General features: G+C 67.9%; 20 protein-coding genes. 17 read left to right on the top strand and 3 right to left on the bottom strand.

Annotation, left to right across the window (positions count from 1 at the left end; all coding sequences use genetic code 11):
* Positions 1-48: 48 nt before the first annotated feature.
* From FIV50_RS13190 to FIV50_RS13165, 7 genes are all read left to right on the top strand, one after another.
* Positions 49-924 (top strand): LysR family transcriptional regulator ArgP, encoded by an 876-nt coding sequence (locus tag FIV50_RS13190; protein ID WP_140037827.1) that lies wholly within the window; start codon positions 49-51, stop codon positions 922-924.
* A gap of 208 nt (positions 925-1,132) precedes the next feature.
* Positions 1,133-1,756 carry a SipW-dependent-type signal peptide-containing protein gene (locus tag FIV50_RS13185; protein WP_140037826.1) on the top strand — a complete coding sequence of 208 codons (624 nt, stop codon included), beginning with the start codon at positions 1,133-1,135 and terminating at the stop codon, positions 1,754-1,756.
* 2 nt (positions 1,757-1,758) lie between these two features.
* Complete coding sequence (locus FIV50_RS17930) at positions 1,759-2,136, top strand: SipW-dependent-type signal peptide-containing protein (protein ID WP_258184269.1); 378 nt, start codon at positions 1,759-1,761, stop codon at positions 2,134-2,136.
* 6 nt (positions 2,137-2,142) lie between these two features.
* The gene (locus FIV50_RS17925) at positions 2,143-2,376 is read left to right on the top strand and encodes a hypothetical protein (protein WP_258184268.1); all 234 of its coding nucleotides are present in this window, start codon (positions 2,143-2,145) and stop codon (positions 2,374-2,376) included.
* Between the two features lie 39 nt (positions 2,377-2,415).
* Positions 2,416-3,048: a signal peptidase I gene (locus FIV50_RS13175; RefSeq protein ID WP_140037825.1), complete on the top strand. Its 633-nt coding sequence runs from the start codon at positions 2,416-2,418 to the stop codon at positions 3,046-3,048.
* On the top strand, positions 3,045-3,686 hold the full coding sequence (locus FIV50_RS13170) for a hypothetical protein (protein ID WP_140037824.1): 642 nt from the start codon (positions 3,045-3,047) through the stop codon (positions 3,684-3,686). The genes FIV50_RS13175 and FIV50_RS13170 overlap by 4 nt, the downstream gene beginning before the upstream one ends.
* Positions 3,683-4,192, top strand: a complete 510-nt coding sequence (locus tag FIV50_RS13165) for a hypothetical protein (RefSeq protein ID WP_140037823.1) — start codon at positions 3,683-3,685, stop codon at positions 4,190-4,192. The genes FIV50_RS13170 and FIV50_RS13165 overlap by 4 nt, the downstream gene beginning before the upstream one ends.
* A 21-nt stretch (positions 4,193-4,213) precedes the next feature.
* On the opposite strand, the gene FIV50_RS13160 is transcribed toward FIV50_RS13165, so the two are convergent.
* Together FIV50_RS13160 and FIV50_RS13155 are read right to left on the bottom strand one after the other, a co-directional pair.
* Entirely contained in the window at positions 4,214-4,906 is a 693-nt protein-coding gene (locus FIV50_RS13160; protein WP_042539571.1) for a YqaJ viral recombinase family protein, read from the bottom strand.
* An 88-nt stretch (positions 4,907-4,994) separates the two neighbouring features.
* Positions 4,995-6,359 (bottom strand): glucose-6-phosphate dehydrogenase, encoded by a 1,365-nt coding sequence (locus FIV50_RS13155; protein ID WP_140037822.1) that lies wholly within the window; start codon positions 6,357-6,359, stop codon positions 4,995-4,997.
* A gap of 51 nt (positions 6,360-6,410) precedes the next feature.
* On the opposite strand from FIV50_RS13155, the gene FIV50_RS13150 reads away from it, so the two are divergent.
* The 3 genes from FIV50_RS13150 (at position 6,411) to rplL (ending at position 9,352) form a co-directional block, all read left to right on the top strand.
* Positions 6,411-8,204, top strand: coding sequence for a glycoside hydrolase family 15 protein (locus FIV50_RS13150; protein ID WP_140037821.1), 1,794 nt, complete (start codon positions 6,411-6,413; stop codon positions 8,202-8,204).
* A gap of 233 nt (positions 8,205-8,437) precedes the next feature.
* On the top strand, positions 8,438-8,926 hold the full coding sequence (gene rplJ, locus FIV50_RS13145; RefSeq protein WP_053097428.1) for a 50S ribosomal protein L10: 489 nt from the start codon (positions 8,438-8,440) through the stop codon (positions 8,924-8,926).
* Between the two features lie 48 nt (positions 8,927-8,974).
* Positions 8,975-9,352 (top strand): 50S ribosomal protein L7/L12, encoded by a 378-nt coding sequence (gene rplL / locus FIV50_RS13140; protein WP_042539579.1) that lies wholly within the window; start codon positions 8,975-8,977, stop codon positions 9,350-9,352.
* A gap of 142 nt (positions 9,353-9,494) precedes the next feature.
* Here the strand turns inward: rplL and FIV50_RS13135 are convergent, their stop codons facing one another.
* Positions 9,495-10,499, bottom strand: a complete 1,005-nt coding sequence (locus FIV50_RS13135) for a LacI family DNA-binding transcriptional regulator (protein ID WP_140037820.1) — start codon at positions 10,497-10,499, stop codon at positions 9,495-9,497.
* 273 nt (positions 10,500-10,772) lie between these two features.
* Between FIV50_RS13135 and FIV50_RS13130 the strand changes: the two genes are divergently transcribed.
* The 7 genes from FIV50_RS13130 to FIV50_RS13100 all read left to right on the top strand — a co-directional run bounded on the left by FIV50_RS13130 (position 10,773) and on the right by FIV50_RS13100 (position 19,257).
* Complete coding sequence (locus FIV50_RS13130; RefSeq protein ID WP_140037819.1) at positions 10,773-12,092, top strand: ABC transporter substrate-binding protein; 1,320 nt, start codon at positions 10,773-10,775, stop codon at positions 12,090-12,092.
* A gap of 104 nt (positions 12,093-12,196) precedes the next feature.
* Positions 12,197-13,336 carry a carbohydrate ABC transporter permease gene (locus tag FIV50_RS13125; RefSeq protein ID WP_140037818.1) on the top strand — a complete coding sequence of 380 codons (1,140 nt, stop codon included), beginning with the start codon at positions 12,197-12,199 and terminating at the stop codon, positions 13,334-13,336.
* Positions 13,333-14,295 (top strand): carbohydrate ABC transporter permease, encoded by a 963-nt coding sequence (locus FIV50_RS13120; RefSeq protein ID WP_140037817.1) that lies wholly within the window; start codon positions 13,333-13,335, stop codon positions 14,293-14,295. The genes FIV50_RS13125 and FIV50_RS13120 overlap by 4 nt, the downstream gene beginning before the upstream one ends.
* Before the next feature lie 89 nt (positions 14,296-14,384).
* Complete coding sequence (locus FIV50_RS13115) at positions 14,385-15,779, top strand: cystathionine beta-synthase (protein ID WP_140037816.1); 1,395 nt, start codon at positions 14,385-14,387, stop codon at positions 15,777-15,779.
* Between the two features lie 54 nt (positions 15,780-15,833).
* Positions 15,834-16,985 (top strand): cystathionine gamma-synthase, encoded by a 1,152-nt coding sequence (locus tag FIV50_RS13110; RefSeq protein WP_140037815.1) that lies wholly within the window; start codon positions 15,834-15,836, stop codon positions 16,983-16,985.
* A gap of 241 nt (positions 16,986-17,226) precedes the next feature.
* On the top strand, positions 17,227-18,588 hold the full coding sequence (locus FIV50_RS13105; protein ID WP_375137379.1) for a multidrug effflux MFS transporter: 1,362 nt from the start codon (positions 17,227-17,229) through the stop codon (positions 18,586-18,588).
* A gap of 30 nt (positions 18,589-18,618) precedes the next feature.
* Positions 18,619-19,257 carry a phosphatase PAP2 family protein gene (locus tag FIV50_RS13100; protein WP_140037814.1) on the top strand — a complete coding sequence of 213 codons (639 nt, stop codon included), beginning with the start codon at positions 18,619-18,621 and terminating at the stop codon, positions 19,255-19,257.
* Positions 19,258-19,261: the final 4 nt, after the last annotated feature.

Here is a 19,261-nt window from a genome sequence, read left to right as displayed (position 1 = left end):
CCCATCAACACCAGTTCGGATTCCTTGCCGACCATTAGCATCACTAATGTGAAGATCGATCCAGAACTCGCCGCCACACTCGCCGCCGTCGCTGATGAAGGAACCTTCGACGCGGCATCCCGAGTGCTGGGGGTGACGCCCTCTGCGGTGAGCCAGCGATTGAAGAGCCTCGAGGAGCAGCTCGGACGCGTGCTCGTGGTGCGCACCAAGCCTGCGCGCCTCACGGAGGCCGGTGAGTCGGTCGTGCGACTGGCGCGGCAGATCGCGTTGCTCGAGCACGACGCTCTCGTCGGGCTGGGTCTCGACGACGTGAACGCGCCGCGCACCCGCATCCCTCTCGCCGTCAACGCCGACTCGATGGCGACGTGGTTCCTCGGCCCGCTGGCGAGGCTCTCCGCAGCGCACGAGCTCGACTTCGACCTGCATCGGGACGACCAGAACTTCACGGCCCGTCTGCTCGAATCCGGCACGGTCATGGCTGCGGTCACCAGCGAGGCGGAGCCCGTGGCCGGATGCTCCGTCTCACCGCTCGGCGTGCTGGAGTACCACGCGATGGCCGCGCCTACGTTCGCCCGGCGATGGTTCGGCGACGGCATCACGGCGGAGAGTCTCGCCGTCGCGCCGTTCGTGGACTTCGACCGTCGCGACACTCTTCAGCATGAGTGGCTGAGTGCCATGGGCGTCGCGCAGCAGGGGGTCCCCAGGCACTACGTGCCGGCGTCGCATGACTACGCGCTTGCCGTACGACTGGGGCTCGGGTGGGGAATGATGCCGCTTCTGCAGAACGATCACGAGCTGGTGCCGCTCGGCGGACCGCCGTTGCGCGTCAGCCTCTACTGGCAGCAGTGGAATCTACGGTCGCGGCTGCTCGACACGATCGCCGCCGAAGTCGCGTCCGAAGCGCGGCGAGTGCTGTCTCGCTGAGCAACGAGCCAGCCGATCGGTTGCGAACAGCGTCAGACGTTCTGTCGACAGAAGTCGTCTGAGATGGTCATTCGTGATGTCATTGCCCTTGTAATCGAGGAGTTCTTGGACAAAGCTGTCGGCAATGACAGGAACACTCGGATGCGGGCCGTCGTAGGGCGACCATCCCCAGGCATCAGCGGTTCGCGAATTCCGGAGGGGGAATGTCATGGCTGAGAAGAACACGCAACGCAAGGTTCTGGCAGTGCTGGCCGGTGGGCTGGTGCTCGGCGTCGGGATCGGGGTGACGCTCGCAGCCTGGAACGACTCGGAGTTCGCGACCGGCACCTTCACCGCAGGCTCGTTCAACCTGGAAGGCTCGACGACCAGCGCCGACGACGGGTACGACGACCACAACGTCGATCTGGGTGACACCGCGGCGTCGCTCGTCTTCCAGTTGCCCGCGGTCGCGTCGTCGATGTCACCGGGCGATGTCGTCTATGCGCCGTTCTGGGTGCGCCTCGACAGCACGACCACCAACAGCGCCACGCTGCTGCCGTACGGGATCACCGCGGGAACGGGGGGCAACGAGGCCAACCTCTCGTACACCGTGACCGCGATCGAGGCCGCCGACACCTGTGATGCGACGGCGACGGGAACAGTCGTGGCGACCGGCGCGACCCTGAGCGATCAGACCGGAGCGACGTCGCTTCCGCTGGCCGAGGGCACTCCGGCCGGAACGGCGGGGGTGCCGCTGCAGCTGTGCTTCGCGGTGACCGCGGGTGCCGGTCTCACTCAGGGCGCCACCGCGACCGCGACCTGGGAGTTCACGGCCACCTCGACTGCGGACTGATCATGGCCGACACCCGCAGAGGCATGCGGGAGGGGAAGCGACTGCTCTCCCGTCGGATACGCGCCGTGCTCGCGGGCGGACTGGTGTTCGGCGTCGGCGCGACGATGACCCTCGCCGCCTGGAACGATTCCGAATACGGGAATGCGACCTTCACCGCGGGGAGGTTCGACATCGTGGGTGCGACCGACGGCGCCACGTTCTCGAGCCATCCCGTAGGCACTCCGGCCGCACTGTCGTTCAGCGCACCGTTCTCGGCGATGGCTCCCGGCAACACGACCTATGCGCTGTTCAGCGTCCGCACCGCGAATCCGTCGGTGGCGGGGACTCTGCAGCTCAGCGTGACCTCGACGGCGGGAACCGGACTCGGAACGTACCTGTGATACGGCGTGCGGGCGATCGCAGGCACGTCCTGCAACAGCACCACGTATGCGGCCGGCACTGCGGTCGTCCCCGACAACTCGTTGATGTCGGTCGGGGGCACCGGAACCCAGGCTGCAGCGGCGAACGGCGGAACGACCGTGAACTACTGCTTCGCCGTGACGCTGCCGGCGGCGACCGACAACGCCGCCCAGGGTCTGACGGCGATCCAGACATGGCAGGTCGCCGGAGTGTCGAGCTGATGCGCGCGCAGCGCTGCGGATGACGTCTGAGGAGCAATGATGAGCGCACCGACGAGGCGGAGCCTGCGCGAGCAGGCGGCCACGATCGGCGAGTCGCCGTCTGCGCCCACGGCTTCGGCATCCGTCCCGCCCCGTTCGACTCGGCGAGGTCTCGGGCGCATGCTCGCCGACGCCCTGCTCTGGCTCGCGGCCATCGCCGGACTCGCCTGCATGGTGCTGGTGATCGTCGCACTCACGGCGAACATCACTCTCATCATGTTCCGCACCGGATCCATGGCCCCGACCATTCCGGCCGGGTCCGTCGCGGTCGTGCAGAGCGTCGCGGCCTCACAGGTGCAGGTCGGTGAGGTGGTCACCGTCGATCGAGAGGGCGCCCTGCCGGTCACCCACCGGATCACCTCGATCGCGCCGGGCGCGAGCGAGGACGAGCGGGTGATCACGATGAGAGGAGACGCCAACGCGGCCGACGATCCTTACCCCTACACCGTGCAGACGGTGCGCGTCGTGCTGTTCTCGGTTCCGGGGATCGCCACCGTGATCGTCGCGATGGGCAACCCCTATGTGCTCGGCGGGCTCACGATCGGCGCGACGGCTCTGGTCGTCTGGGCTTTCTGGCCCCGCTCGACGAAGGATCCTCGGGCGCGGCGCGAACCGACGGGAGTCGACCGATGAAGCGGAGGGCCGCATGCGCGACGGCCCTCTCGGCGATCGTCGCCGGAGTGCTCGTCGTGGCGGGCCCCGCGTCGGCGGCACCCTCGACGCAGGTCGTGCAGGGCGAGGTCCTGCGGCTGGTCTCGATCGCCGACTGGGACGCCGCGTCGAGCCTGCTGCCAGGGCAGCCCGTGCAGTGGGACGTGACGGTGAGTGCCGAGGCGCCGGACCCGGGGACCGTGGCGGTGGGGATCAGCGCGACCGGCGGCGCGGCGCTCAGGGTCGACGCGCTCCGCTGTGCGCAGGAGTGGCACGAGGGCGGCTGCTCCGGGGGAGCCACCACGCTCGAATCCGGCTGGTCGATATCGCTGGACGGGGTCGAAGTGCCGCTCGTCGAGATGGCGGACACAGAGGTCGCGCACCTCAGGCTCGTCATCGCCCTCGACGGCGAGGATGGTGGCAGCACGCACGTGCGGGTGCACGCGCGCGGCGCCGGTGAGTCGGCGACGATCGGGCCAGACGGAGGGCTCGCGACGACGGGCGGGGCACCGTTCGCGCCCTGGGCGATCGGCGGGGCGCTCGCCCTGGTCGCGACCGGTGCCGCGCTGAGCTCGGTGCGGCATCGTGGGGCGACTCGTCCTGGGGAGTGCCGGTCATGACCACGCGGCGACGGCGACGCATCCTCGCCGGACTCGTCGGCGCGACGCTGCTGCTCGGAGTCGGGTTGGCCCCGACGGCCCAGACCACGGATGCCGCCTTCACGGACCCGGAGTACTCGCGGACCACGATCACGGCGTTCCGGGTGCCGGCACCCACGATCATCGCGTGCGCGGTCACGAACAACGTGCTGGGAGTCTTCCAGAGCGTCAGGCTCGATTGGACATCGCCGTACCCCGCGGCCGGAACCAGGCTCACGCTCACCCAGGGGGCGACGACAGCCGTGGTGCCCGCCTCGAACATCACGACGACCGGGCCGGCCGCGGGCCTCTACACGCACTCGGCCGTGCTCACGCAGGCGCTGCTGACCAGCCTCATCTCCACCCTGCTCGGCAGCACGACGACGATGACGGCCACGAACCTGCTGGCGGGCACGACGTGGGTGTCGGCGGGATCATCTCGCCAGCTGTCCATCGCGTTGCTGGGATTGAACGCCTCCTGCACCTGAGGGCAGACGCGGCCAGTGCGTTCAGTCGGCGAGTGCGAGCGCGCGGAAGGCGTCACGCTCGCGAAGGTGCTCGCGGCGGCTGGCGGCGGCGGCAGCCGCAGCATCCGCGATCCGTGTCGGCACCTGCATGCCGGTGGTCCGCCGGTACAGCTCGTCGATGAGGTCGGTGGCGAGGCCGACGAGCTTCGCGATCTCTCGGTCGTCGCGGTCGATCCAGACGCAGCGGGGCTCATCGTGGATCGGAGCGAAGTCGACGTGCTCCTCCCAGACGAACAGGGTGCGCTCGGCTCCGAGCACGTGCTGCTGCCACCAGATCTGGCGGAGGTAGGTGCGGGGGATGCCGCGGAACGCCTTGTTCGTGGTCTTGATCTCGGCGAGCTTGACGCGACCGTCTGCGTCGACCGCGATGCCGTCGGGGGTCGCGAGATGGCGATGCTCGACCTCGGCGCGGAACAGGGCCGACGACGGGAGGATGCCATGAGTCGCCGCCACCCAGGCGGCGATCTCGGGTTCGCGGCGTCGCCCGTGGTCGGTGTAGGCGTTGCCTCCGAAGCGGGGGCCGCCGCCGAGCTTGGAGTCGGCCGCGCGCGCGATCGACCTCTCGCTCGTGAGTCCGGCGACGTCCGTGGCGGTGATCCCGCGCGAACGTGCCCTCATCCAGGCCACGCGGTCACGGGAGTCCGCGACGATGCGAGCTTGGAGTTCGGGGGTCACCTATCGAGGGTAACCCCGGTCGCCGACTCTCACTTCCGCACACGCCGCCCCGCGGCATCCCTCAGGCGCTCTCCGCGTCGGAGGCGGGTCAGTCGAGCGTGGGCCACCCCTCGGGGCCGGAGGATCCGGCGACATAGTCGTCGAGCGGCACATCGCCACGCCGCCACGCCTCGAGGATCGGGGCCACGATGCGCCACGACTGCTCGGCGGCGTCTCCGCGCACCGCCAGCATCGGATCGCCGTCCAGCACGCCCGACAGCACCTCGGCGTACGCCTTGAGCGCACCCTCGCCGAGCTCGGCCGACAGGGTCGCCCGCTCCAGCTCGAACGGGTCTTCCGACGCGTTGAGGTTCAGCTCCAGCGACATCCGGTCCGGGCCGAGCGAGAACCGCAGGACTGCGCCGTCCGACGTGCCGGTGAGTCCCCGCGGCAGATGGCGGACGGGACGGAAGCGCACGACGATCTCTCTGGCTGGTGTGCCGAGGGCCTTGCCCGAGCGGAGCCGGAAAGGGATGCCCGCCCAACGGGCGTTGCGAACCTCGAACGTCGCCTCGGCGAGAGTCTCGGTCTGGCGGTCCGGATCTACCCCTGGCTCGTCGACGTACGACGGCTTCGGCGTTCCGTCGACCTCTCCGGCGGTGTATCGGGCTCGGCGCGACGACGCCGCGGGGTCGTCGCCCCACACCGTGGTCGCACGCAGCACCGCGCCGGTCGCGGCGCGGAAGTCGACCTCGTCGAGAGTGGCGGGCTCCTCCATCGCGAGCACGGCGAGCACCTGGAGCAGGTGGCTCTGGATCATGTCGACCAGCGCGCCGGCGTTGTCGTAGTACCCCGCGCGCCCCTCCAGCGCCAGGGATTCGTCGTAGACGATGTCGACCGATTCGATGCTCTCGGCCGACCAGAGCGGTTCGAGGATGCGGTTGGCGAACCGTGCCCCGAGCAGATTCAGCGTGGTCGAGCGGCCCAGGAAATGATCGACTCGGAACACCTGGCTCTCCGGGACCAGCGCCGTGAGTGTCCGGTTCAACGCTCGCGCGCTCGCCTCGTCGGTGCCGAACGGCTTCTCCATGACGAGCACCGCACCGTCTGGCAGCATCTCGGGCGTGAGCGCCGCGATGGACGCCGCGGCGACCGACGGAGGCACGGCGAAGTAGAGCGCGACCTGCCCGGTGCGGTCCCGCAGCAACGCCCGCAGGTCGTCGGCGCGAGTGATGTCGGTACGCACGTACGTGACATCCACGCGCGAGAGGGCGTCCTCGGCATCCATCGACGCGAAGGCCGTCCGGACGACTGCCTCGAGATCGGAGGCGCTCCATTCCTCGCGGTCGGCGCCGACGATGTGCACGGAGCGAGAGGGTTCGCGCGTCAGCAGCTGCCCCATCGCGGGAAGGAGGAGCCGAGAGGTGAGATCGCCGCCGGCTCCGAAGATCACGAGCGTCGTCGCTTCCGTCATGCTCTCACCGTAACCCGTCCGCTCGGTGCGTGGCCATGGCAGACTCGGTCGATGCCCGCACCGATCGAGGACTATGCCCTGCTCAGCGATTGCCGCACCGGCGCGCTCGTCTCGAAAGAGGGCAGCATCGACTGGCTCTGTCTGCCTCGCTTCGATGCTCCCTCGCTGTTCGGAGCCCTGCTCGGAGAAGCGAGCAACGGATGCTGGAGTCTGCGCCCGCTGGATGCGGCGGCGACCTCGCAGCGGCACTACGTGTCGGACACGTTCATTCTCGTCACGCGCTGGGAGACGGCTCACGGCATCGCCGAAGTGCAGGAGTTCATGCCGCTGCATCCTTCGCGCAGCGACGTGGTGCGCCGGATCGTCGGGATCGAAGGTCGGGTCGAGTTCGTCACCGAGCTGCGGCTGCACTTCGACTACTCGCGCAGACTCCCCTGGGTGCGACAGGTGGGCACGAGCGAGGAGCCGGCCCTGCGCGCGACGGCCGGACCCGAGGCCGTGATCGTGCGCGGAGTGCGGCTCATCGCGGAGGATCATCGGCATCGGGCGACGCTCACGGTCTCTGCCGAGGAGGTCCGGGACCTGACCCTCAGCTGGTTCCCCTCGCATGAGCATTCTCCGAAGCCTCTCGACATCGACGGCGCGATCGCCGCCACGCGATCTTGGTGGCAGGGCTGGGCGAGTGGCATCCAGCACGAAGGCCCGTACCGCGGTGAGGTCGTGCGGTCGCTGCTGGTCCTCCGGGCGCTCACGAACAAGGACACCGGCGGGATCGTGGCTGCGGCGACGACGTCTCTCCCCGAGGAGTTCGGCGGCTCGCGGAACTGGGACTACCGATTCGTCTGGCTGCGGGACGCCGCGCTCACGCTCGAGGCCCTCATCGCGCACGGGTTCCTCACCGAGGCGCACCACTGGCGGCGCTGGCTGCTGCGTGCCGTCGCCGGGGAGCCGAACGAGGTGCAGATCATGTACGGGATCGCCGGGGAGCGCGATCTCCTCGAACGCGAGCTCACGAGCCTGCCCGGCTACGGAGGCGCCGCCCCGGTGCGGATCGGCAACGGTGCGGTCGACCAGTACCAGGGCGACGTGATCGGGGAGGTGCTGGTCGCTCTCGAGTGCGCCCGGATCGCCGGCCTCGAAGAGGGCGACTTCTCGTGGCCGCTGCAACGGGCACTCATCGAACAGGTGATCGCCTCGATCGACCGCCCCGACAACGGCATCTGGGAGATCCGGGGTGAGCCGCAGTGGTTCACGCACTCCCGGGTCATGATGTGGGCAGCGCTCGATCGTGGTGTGCGCGCCGTGCGCGAGCACGGCCTCGCCGGCGATGCCGATCGCTGGGCGACGGTCCGCGACAGTCTGCGGCGCGAGATCGACGAGCGCGGCGTCGACCCCGTCGAGGGGTACTTCACCCAGCACTACGGCTCGACCGAGGTCGACGCCTCACTGCTCGTGCTCCCGCAGGTCGGGTACTGCGCGCCGGACGATCCGCGGATGCTCCGCACAGTGGCGCAGATCGAGCGGACTCTGCTCACCGAGGGATTCGTCCGCCGCTACCGCACGGAATCCGGCGTCGACGGGCTCGAGGGAGGGGAGCATCCCTTCATCGCGTGCAGCTTCTGGCTGGTCGAGCAGTATGCGGCGACCGGGCGCACCGACGAGGCCCGTGATCTGATGTCGCGATTGATCGACATGACGAACGACCTCGGCCTGCTCTCGGAGGAGTACGACGTCGGGCAGGACCGGCAGGCGGGCAACACCCCGCAGGCACTGTCGCATCTGACTCTGATCCGCGCGGCCGACGCGCTGGCCGGGCACGGAGGCCGAGCCGCGAACCGGCGATGATCCCGACGATTTGGGAGGTGCCGATGCCCTGGGGTACAGTTGTCGTAACCGAAGACCGCTGGTCATCATCGTGCGCGCAAGCGCAGGAGGATTGAAGCTCTGCTCAGCAGGGGCCCGCGCAGGACACGAACTTCTCAAAGCTCCGTGCGCTTGCGCCGGAGCTTTTCTGTTGCCAGGGGTCGGAATCGGCGCCTCACCTCCGTGCGGCGCCTCGTACACACCAAGGAGTGACCATGGCGCAGAAGGACGCATCGGTTGCCGAGCTCACGAAGTCATTCGAGAACTCGACTGCCGTTCTGCTGACCGAGTACCGCGGTCTGACGGTTGCCCAGCTCAAGGAGCTGCGCAACAGCATCCGTCAGGACGCTGAGTACGCCGTGGTGAAGAACACGCTGACCAAGATCGCCGCCAACAAGGCTGGCATCACCGCGCTGGACGACGACCTCAAGGGTCCGTCTGCCGTCGCGTTCGTGCACGGTGACTTCGTCGCCACTGCCAAGGCTCTTCGTGACTTCGCCAAGGCCAACCCGCTTCTCGTGATCAAGTCGGGCATCTTCGAGGGCAACGCCCTCTCCGCCGACGAGGTCAACAAGTACGCCGCGCTCGAGAGCCGTGAGGTTCTGCTGGCGAAGGCTGCGGGCATGATGAAGGCGACGATGGGCAAGGCTGCCGCCACCATCGATGCTCTTCGCGAAAAGCTGGAGACCGCTGAGGCCGCGTAAGCGACCTGCGATCTCGTTCAACACACCCACCTATCTAGGAGATACATCATGGCTAAGCTCACCACTGAGGAGCTGCTCGAGCAGTTCGCAGGCCTGACCCTCGTCGAGCTCAACGACTTCGTCAAGGCGTTCGAGGAGAAGTTCGAGGTCACCGCTGCTGCCCCCGTCGCCGTCGCAGGCGCAGGCGGAGGCGCTGCTGAAGAGGTTGAGGAGAAGGACTCCTTCGACGTCATCCTCGAGGCTGCCGGCGACAAGAAGATCCAGGTCATCAAGACCGTCCGCGAGCTCACCTCGCTCGGTCTCGGCGAGGCCAAGGCCGTCGTCGACGGTGCTCCCAAGGCCGTGCTCGAGGGCGCGAACAAGGAAGCAGCCGAGAAGGCCAAGGCTGCCCTCGAAGAGGCAGGCGCCACGGTTACCCTCAAGTAATCCGTTCCAGGTCGCGGCCTAGTGCCTCGTCCTGGAAGCGTCTGAACGCTTCACGAAAGCCCCGGGTCCGCCCGGGGCTTTCGTGCGTCCGGGGGCAGGTCGGTCGTTGAGCGAGGCCGGCGGAGCCGCCCGAGACGAAACGTCAGCGCCGACCCGCGGTGGAGCTGCGCACGACCAGGGCGGATGCCGTCACCGTGCGCTCGCGGGGAGAATCCGGGTGTTCGATCTGCTGCTGCAGCAGCCTCACCGCCTCGTGCCCCTGCTCGCGCGGTGACTGCTTGATGGTGGTGAGCGCGAACATCTCGGCGTGCTCGTGATCGTCGACTCCGACGATGCTCAGCTCTGTCGGGACTGCGATGCCCAGACGCCGTGCGGCGATCATCGCGCCGATCGCTGCTTCATCGCATACGCCGACGACCGCGGTGGGGCGCCCCCGGCGGTCGCCGAGCAGTTCGACGGCCGCAGCGTAGCCGCCCGGCATCGTCGGTCGTGCGTCGGCGATCCGGGCGACGGCTTCGAGGCCCGCCGCCGCCAGGGCCTCGAGGTATCCTTCGACCCGCTGCGCATCGCCGAAGCTGAGATCGTCGGGGTCCGTCGAGCCGCCGACGAAGGCGATGTCGGTGTGCCCGAGCTCGATGAGATGCTCGGTGGCGATGCGCGCGGCGGCGATGTCGTCGATCGACACGGCGCTGGACCCCTCGCTGTAGGGGCCCACGCTGACCAGAGGACGCTCGGACCGATGCAGTCGCTCGAGCTCGTGTGCGCTGGGCTGGATGCCGACCGCGATGATCCCGTCGAACCGCCGACCGGGCAGCACCGCGTCGAAGAGACGCTCGCGGGTGTCGGTGCCCTCGCGGATGCCGTACAGGGCGAGCTCATAGTCGAGGGCGAACAGGGATTCCTGAATGCCGGCGAGCAACTCGGCGAAGAACCAGCGATCGACAGGAGGCATGATGACTCCGACGGTCTGCGTGCGTCCCGTCGCGAGGCTGGTCGCGGACGAGTGCGCGACGTAGGCCAGCTCGTCGGCAGCATCGGTCACCCGCTTGCGGGTGCCTTCCGAGACGTATCCGCGTCCGCTGAGTGCCCGGCTCGCGGTCGCCTTCGATACGCCTGCACGCGCCGCGACATCCGCGATCGTGCTCATGGGTCCTCCTCGACCATGATTCGGCGCGTTGCTCCCCCCGCGCCGATGTCAGCGTAGCCGTTCGTCAGCGGTAAAGGAACCGGTTCCATACGAATGGCGAGGGAGCGCTCCCATGTCCAGGGGTCGGACATCTCGAATGGTTGCGAGCTTGTGATCCTGGCTTATTGTGCCGGGATATCAGACCCCGGTAGGTTGTCCTGGAATCGGTTCCCGATTCTGCGCCAGGGGCGGCGCGGACGAGGGGAATCGCACAACTCGAAGAGGAGAATTCACATGGGTCTGTCACAGCGTTCCCGGCGTTACGCGCCAATCGCTCTGCTGGGGGTCGCGGGAATCGCGCTCGCCGGCTGTGGTGCTCCCGGCGGCACGGACGGCGCTGCCGAGGGCGGCGGCGGAGGAGACAACACCGTCACCATCTACGGCACGATCGTCGAGGGCGAGGCGGAGCTCCTCGCGGAGTCCTGGGCGGACTTCGAAGAAGAGAACGACATCGAGATCAAGTACGAGGGCAGCCAGGACTTCGAGACCCAGCTCGGCACGCGCGCACAGGGCGGCAACCCGCCTGACATCGCGATCTTCCCGCAGCCGGGTCTGTTCGCGGACTACGCCTCGCGTGACCTGCTGAAGCCGGCTCCTGAGGCGGTCAAGGCGAACGCCGAGGAGTACTGGACTGAGGGCTGGGTCGAGTTCGGCACGTACGACGGCACCTTCTACGGCGCGCCACTGATGGCCAGCGTCAAGGGCTGGATCTGGTACTCGCCGACGAAGTTCGCCGAGTGGGGCGTCGAAGAACCGACGACCTGGGACGAGCTCCTCGCCCTCACCGAGACGATCAAGACCGCGAGCGGCAAGGCTCCCTGGTGCGCCGGCTTCGAATCGGGCGTCGCGACCGGGTGGCCCGGCACCGACTGGATCGAGGACCTCGTGCTCCGCAACGCGGGCCCCGATGTCTACGACCAGTGGGTCAAGAACGAGATCCCGTTCACCGACCCCCAGATCAAGGAGGCCTTCGACGCGACCGGTGAGATTCTGCTCAACCCGGAGTACGTCAACGCCGGCTTCGGCGATGTGCGTTCCATCAACTCGACCGCGTTCGGCGATGTCGCGGCGCAGGTCGCCAGTGGCGAGTGCGCGCTGACCCACCAGGCCTCGTTCCTCTCGGGCTTCTACCCCGAGGGCACGAACTTCGCCGAAGACGGAGACGTCTGGGCGTTCCTGACGCCGAGCCAGAACGCAGACGAGACGCTCATCACCGGTGGCGGCGAGATCGTCGGCGCGTTCAGCGACGACGAGGCCACGCAGAAGGTGCTCGAGTACCTCTCGAGCCCCGAATGGGCGGACAGCCGCCTCGCTCTCGGCGGAGTGACGTCGGCCAACAAGGGCGTGAACCTCGATGTGGTGGAGGATCCGATCCTGCAGGAGTCGATCAAGCTGCTCCAGGACGACTCGATCACGTTCCGCTTCGACGGTTCCGACCAGATGCCCGGTGCCGTCGGCTCCGGAACCTTCTGGAAGGGCATCGTCGCGTGGGTGAACGGCACCTCGACCGACGAGGTCCTGAACCAGATCGAGACCGGCTGGCCTTCCAGCTGATCGGATGAGGTGGGCCGCCCCTCGGGGCGGCCCACCCTTCTCTCATCCGGTCCGCGCATGCTCGCGCGGACCGCTGATCAGCTCCGTCTCATGAAGGGGAATCCATGAACGCGACTGTGTTCTTCCAATGGATCGGGTCTCTGCCCCCGATCGCCCAGGCCCTCGCCGTGGTCATCGCCTTCGCGGTGGTCGTCGTCGTCATCCTGCTTCTCGTCGACATCGCGCCGCGAAGAGGCGCGCTCTACACCGGCATCCGCCTGGCGATGTGCCTGCTCATCCCGTTCGCGGTGATGTGGTTCTTCAACTCCTATTACTGGGCGATGGGAGTCGCGGTCGCCGTCGGCGCCCTCTTCTTCTTCCTCGACTACCGGTCCCGCGATGGAGCCGGGTACCTGATCCAGCTCGTCGCCTTCATGGCTCCGGCCATGCTGCTGCTGCTCGCAGGTCTGATCCTGCCGTCGATCCAGACCGTGTACGCATCGTTCTGGAACTCGACCGGCAGCGACTTCGTCGGCTTCTCGAACTACCTCTGGATCTTCACGCAGTCCGACGGCGTGACCTCGGTCATCAACACGATCGTCTGGGTGCTGCTGGTTCCGACGCTCTCGACGATCGTCGGTCTGGCCTACGCGGTCTTCATCGACAAGACCCGTGGCGAGAAGATCTACAAGCTGCTGGTCTTCATGCCGATGGCGATCTCGTTCGTCGGCGCGAGCATCATCTGGCGCTTCGTGTACGCCTACCGCGGCCCGGAGTTCGAGCAGATCGGTCTGCTCAATCAGATCCTGGTCTGGTTCGGCGGAGAGCCGCAGCAGTTCCTGCTCAACGGTCCGTGGAACAACCTCGCGCTCATCGTCGTGCTGATCTGGGTGCAGACCGGTTTCGCGATGGTCGTGCTCTCGGCATCGATCAAGGGTGTTCCCACCGAACTCCTCGAGGCGGCCGAGCTCGACGGCGCGAACGCCTGGGAGCGTTTCCGCTCGGTGACGATCCCGTCGATCCGACCCGCACTGATCGTCGTTCTGACCACCATCTCGATCGCCTCGCTGAAGGTGTTCGACATCGTGCGCACGATGACCGGTGGCAACTACGGGACGTCGGTGCTCGCGAACGAGATGTACACCCAGTTCTCCAAGTTCGAGGCGGGTCGCAGCGCTGCGCTCTCCGTCATCCTGTTCATCCTGGTGCTGCCGATCGTGATCTACAACGCGCGCCAGATCAAGAAGCAGCGGGAGATCCGATGACCGACACAGTGAAGTCAGACACGGGCGCCAACAGCACGAGAGCGATCACGACAGGCGGGCGCTTCGAAGCGTCGGCTGGCCGTGCACGCAAGCGTCTCAGTCGTCCGTGGGCGACGGTCGCCTCGATCGTCATCGCCGTGGTGTGGACCATCCCGACGCTCGGACTGTTCATCTCGTCGTTCCGCGAGAGGGATGCGATCGAGACGACCGGGTGGTGGACGTTCTTCACCAACCCGCAGTTCACGCTCGACAACTACTCGGCCGTGCTGCAGTCGGGTACCACCCAGCTGACGATCCTGGAGTCGTTCTTCAACTCGATCGTCATCACGATCCCGGCCACGCTCATCCCGTTGATGATCGCCGCGATGGCGGCGTACGCGTTCTCGTGGATCGAGTTCAAGGGTCGCAACGCGCTGTTCATCTTCGTGTTCGCGCTGCAGATCGTGCCGATCCAGATGGCGCTGGTTCCGCTGCTGTCATCGTTCTCGCGGGGCATCAACCTGTTCGGCGTGCAGGTGACGCAGGGTCTCGACGTCGCCGGCGGCTACGCCCAGGTGTGGATCGCCCACACGATGTTCGCACTGCCGCTGGCGATCTACCTGCTGCACAACTTCATGTCGGAGATCCCCGGCGAGATCATCGAGGCTGCACGCGTCGATGGAGCATCGCGCGGTCAGATCTTCTTCCGGATCGTGCTGCCGCTGACCATGCCGGCGATCGCGTCGGTGGCGATCTTCCAGTTCCTGTGGGTCTGGAACGACCTGCTCGTCGCCCTGGTGTTCGCCGACGGCGCCGCCTCGCCGATCACCAAGGTGCTCGCCGAGATCACCGGTCGCGGCGAGGGCTGGTACCTCCTCACCGCAGGCGCGTTCGTGTCGATCATCGTTCCGCTGATCGTGTTCTTCTCGCTCCAGCGGTACTTCGTGCGAGGACTCCTGGCGGGTTCCACGAAGGGCTGATCGGCTCTCACTGAGCTGCGGAACACACGATGCCGCGATCGGGCGCAACACAGCCCCGGTCGCGGCATCGTCGCACGTACGCTGTGAACATGAAGTACGCAGACTCCATCGTCGATCTCGTCGGCGACACGCCCCTCGTGAAGCTCCAGCACGTCACCGAGGGCGTGGAGTGCACCGTGCTGGTGAAGCTGGAGTACCTCAACCCCGGCGGCTCGGCGAAGGATCGCATCGCCTCGCGGATCATCGATGCGGCCGAGGCATCGGGCGACCTGCAGCCGGGTGGAACCATAGTCGAGCCTACGAGCGGCAACACCGGCGTCGGCCTCGCTCTGGTCGCCCAGCAGCGCGGGTACAAGTGCGTCTTCGTGCTGCCGGGCAAGGTCGGAGACGACAAGATCGATGTGCTCCGGGCCTACGGTGCCGAGGTCGTCGTCACCCCGACCTCGGTGGCCGCAGACAGCCCGGAGTCGTACTACAGCGTCAGCGATCGGCTCGCCCGCGAGATCCCCGGAGCGTTCAAGCCGAATCAGTACGAGAACCCGAACGGCCCGCGGAGCCACTACGAGACCACCGGTCCCGAGATCTGGCGCGACACCGACGGGCTGATCACGCACTTCGTCGCCGGCGTCGGCACGGGCGGCACGATCACGGGCACCGGGCGCTATCTGCGCGAGGTCTCGGAGGATCGCGTGCGCATCGTGGGGATCGACCCCGAGGGCAGCGTCTACAGTGGCGGCACGGGGCGCCCGTATCTGGTCGAGGGGGTAGGCGAGGACATCTGGCCCGGCGCCTACGACCCGACGGTTCCGCACGAGATCGTCGCGGTCGACGACGCCGAGTCGTTCGCGATGACCCGGCGGCTCGCGCGTGAAGAGGGGATCCTCGTCGGCGGCTCCAGCGGCATGGCCGTGGTCGGCGCGCTGCGGGTCGCGCGTGACCTGCCGGCGGACGCCGTGATGGTGGTGCTGCTGCCCGACGGAGGACGCGGCTACCTCAGCAAGATCTTCAACGACGGCTGGATGCGCTCCTACGGCTTCAGCGAGGTCGAGGAGGGCGAGACCGTGGGCGATGTGCTGGCCTCCCGCACCCTTCGGCAGGCTCAGGGGCCCGGGGGAGCGACGAGCATCCCCGACCTGGTGCATGCGCACCCGGCCGACACGGTGCTCGAGGCCATCGGCATGATGACCGAGTACGACGTATCGCAGCTCGTGGTGCTGAGCGCGGAGCCTCCCGTGATGATGGGCGAGGTCGTCGGCACGGTCGACGAGAAGGGGCTGCTCGACCTGCTGTTCCGCGGAGACGCCAAGCCGGCGGATGCCGTGGGAGAGCATGTGGGGGAGCGGCTGCCGCTCATCGGCATCCATGCTCCTCTCGCGCAGGCGAGGGCCGCGCTCGCCGACGCCGACGCGCTGCTCGTCACGCTCGACGGCAAGCCGCACACGGTGCTCACCCGGCAGGATCTGCTGTCGTACCTCTCGCGCTGACGCCCGGCGTAACAGGGGCGACTGCCGCCCCCGGGGCGGACGTAGGCTGAGGTCATGTCCGAGCATGCTTTCGCCACCCGAGCCATCCACGCAGGTCAGGCGCCCGACCCGACCACGGGGTCGATCATCCCGCCGATCTACCAGGCGTCCACCCATGTGCAGGACGGCATCGGCGGGTTCCGCGACGGCTACGAGTACAACCGCGCGGGCAATCCGACACGCTCATCGCTCGAGACGCAGCTCGCGGCGCTCGAGGGCGGCGCGAACGCCCTGTCGTTCGCCTCCGGGCTCGCGGCGGAAGACGCGCTGCTGCGCGGCATCCTGAAGCCCGGCGACCACGTCGTGCTCGGCAACGACGTCTACGGCGGCACCTACCGCCTGTTCGCCCGTGTGCTCGCGCCGTGGGGGATCGAGTTCTCGACGATCGAACTGTCCGACGTCGACGCGGTGCGCGCGGCGATCCGCCCCGAGACGAAGATCGTCTGGGTCGAGACTCCCAGCAACCCGCTGCTGAAGATCGTCGACATCGCGCTCATCGCCGAGATCGCGCACGCGGCCGGAGCGATCACGGTCGTCGACAACACCTTCGCCTCTCCCGCGCTGCAGCAGCCGCTCTCGCTCGGCGCAGACCTCGTCGTGCACTCCACAACCAAGTACCTGGGCGGGCACTCCGACGTCCTCGGCGGGGCGGTGGTCTTCGCAGACGACCGCTTCTTCGAGCAGATCAAGTTCCAGCAGTTCGCGGTCGGCGCCGTCTCGGCCCCGCTCGACGCGTGGCTCACGACCCGCGGCATCAAGACGCTCGCGGTGCGGGTGCGCCAGCACTCCGAGAACGCGCAGGCCATCGCCGAATGGGCCGCGGCTCGCCCGGAGTTCGCGACCGTCTACTACCCGGGGCTCGCCTCGCACCCGGGCCACGACATCGCCGCACGACAGATGAGCGGCTTCGGCGGCATGCTGTCGCTCGGCCTCTCGGCGGGTGCGGATGCGGCGAAGGCGTTCGCCGAGTCGACCGAGCTCTTCCAGCTCGCCGAGTCGCTCGGCGGCGTCGAGTCTCTGATCGGCTACCCGCCGGATATGACCCACGCCTCGGTGCGCGGCACCGCACTCGCCGTGCCCGAGAACGTCGTGCGACTGTCGGTGGGCATCGAGGGCGTCGACGACCTCATCGCCGATCTCGAGCAGGGACTCGCGCGCCTCAGCTGACTCCAAGTCGGCTAGCGCCTGGTGGTCCACCGCTGAGTGGTCAGAAACGCATCCCCGGAAGGCCGGATGGATGCGTTTCTGGCCACTCAGCGTCGATGCGGCATGCAGGTGCGTGCGAACGGGCTGTAGCATGGACACTTCGCCCTGATCGAATCGATTCGACTTTCGTCGCCGATCCGACCGCTCTCGCGACTCGATCTCTCACTCTTCCTGCACGCCCTCGAACTCCGGAAGGACCGTCGTGCCCGACGCTCCACGCACTGACTCCATCTCGACCTCCACCCCCGAGCGGACGGCCACCGGCAGCATCCGCATCCCGTCGGCGACCGGCGCGATCCGCACGCTCGGCTCGAACCCCGCAACGGCGCCGATCATGCTGCACCCCGGCGACTCGATCTCGAACGGTCGCCGCGCGCTCTACATCGTGCTGCTCGGGGCGCTCACCGCCCTCGGCCCGTTCACCATCGACCTGTACCTGCCCGCCTTCCCGGTGCTCGAGCAGGACTTCGAGACCACTGCCGCCGCGATCCAGCTGACGCTGACCGGCACGATGATCGGCTTCGCACTCGGGCAGCTCGTGGTGGGGCCGCTCAGCGACAAGGTCGGTCGGCGCATCCCGCTGATCGTCGTCACCGCCCTGCATGTGCTGGCGAGTGTCGCCGCCGCCTACGCCCCGACTCTTCCGCTGCTCAGTGGCGCTCGCGTGCTCATGGGCGTCGGGGCCGCCGCGGGTGGCGTCGTCGCGATGGCCATCGTGCGCGACCTGTTCGGCGGACGCCGTCTGGTCGTGATGCTGTCGCGGCTCGCGCTGGTCTCGGGCGTCGCCCCGGTGATCGCACCTCTGATCGGCTCATGGCTGCTCACGCTGATGCCGTGGCGCGGCATCTTCGTCGTGCTCGCCCTGTACGGCGTGGTGATGCTCGTCTCGACCGTGGTGTTCGTCCCCGAGACGCTGCCGATCGCGCGCCGCCAGGAGAAGGGCGGCGCCACTGTCATGCAGCGCTATCGCTCGGTGTTCTCCGACCGCGTCTTCATCGGCGTGCTGATCATCGGCGGCATGACCTTCTCCGGGCTGTTCTCCTACCTGTCCGCGTCGCCGTTCCTGTTCCAGCAGACCCACGGACTCGACGCGCAGCAGTACGGCCTGCTGTTCGCCGTCAACTCCCTCGGGGTCGTAGCCGGTGTGCAGACGGCCTCTCGGCTCGCCGCACGATTCGGCCCGCAGTGGGTCATGGCGTACTCGACCGCGGTGCTGCTGTTGGCCGGGGTCGCGATCATCGTGACCGACCAGCTCGGCCTCGGGCTCTGGGGCACGGTCATCCCGCTGTTCTTCTTCATGACGGCCTGCGGCTTCACCTTCCCGAACGTGCAGGTGCTCGCCCTCGACCGCCACGGCAAGGCTGCGGGCACCGCGGCATCGGTCATCGGCGCCACGAACTTCGGCGTCGCAGGACTCGTCTCACCGGTCGTCGGATGGATCTCGCACGGCACCGGAATCACCGCCACGAGCATGGCCTCGGTCATGGTCGGCTGCGCCGCGATCGGCATCCTCTCGCTGTGGTTCATCGTGCGCCCACGGACCGTCGGCATGCTGGCTCCCTGATTTTCAGCTTCCGACCGGCAGAATAGAGCGATGAGAAGACGAACGCTGCTGTGGACGGGAACAGGGATGCTCGTCGCGGCGACGCTCCTCGGAGCGGCGATCGTGTTCGGATACACAGAGCCACCAGGATTCGACACCTGGTGGAATGAGACGGTCAGCGCGTCGCGCTCCGACTGGATGCTGTCGTTCGCTCTGCTGCTCGATCACATCGGCGGGGGCTGGATCGCGATCCTGCTCGTGCCGCTGCTGCTGATCGTCGCGCTCCTGATCGCCCGGCGATGGCAGGCTGCCGTGTTCGCCGCCGTGGCGTTTCTCGTGAGCGCCGGTGCAGTGCAGCTGCTCAAACACCTGTTCGGCCGCGCGCGTCCGGAGGACATGATCGTGGCGAGCGACTTCGGTTCATTCCCCTCGGGGCATGCAGCCAACGCCGCGACGATCGCGATGGTGCTGTGGCTCGTGTTCCCGCGAGTGTGGACCGCGATTCTGGGCATAGCGTGGGTCGTGGCGATGGCCATCTCGCGCACGCTGCTCTCGGTGCACTGGGCCACCGACACGCTCGGCGGGGCGCTGGTCGGGGCCGGCGTGGTGCTGGTGCTCGGGGCGTGGCTGCTGCCGTGGGTGCAGTCGGCGACGGGGCGGCGCGATCCTGCGGTCGCCTCGGTAGGCTGACAAC

Origin of the sequence: Microbacterium foliorum, from assembly GCF_006385575.1 — a bacterium.
GTDB lineage: Bacteria > Actinomycetota > Actinomycetes > Actinomycetales > Microbacteriaceae > Microbacterium > Microbacterium foliorum_B.
The sequence above is the reverse complement of the archived record's forward strand: the minus strand, read 5'-3'. Positions and strand labels throughout refer to the sequence as shown.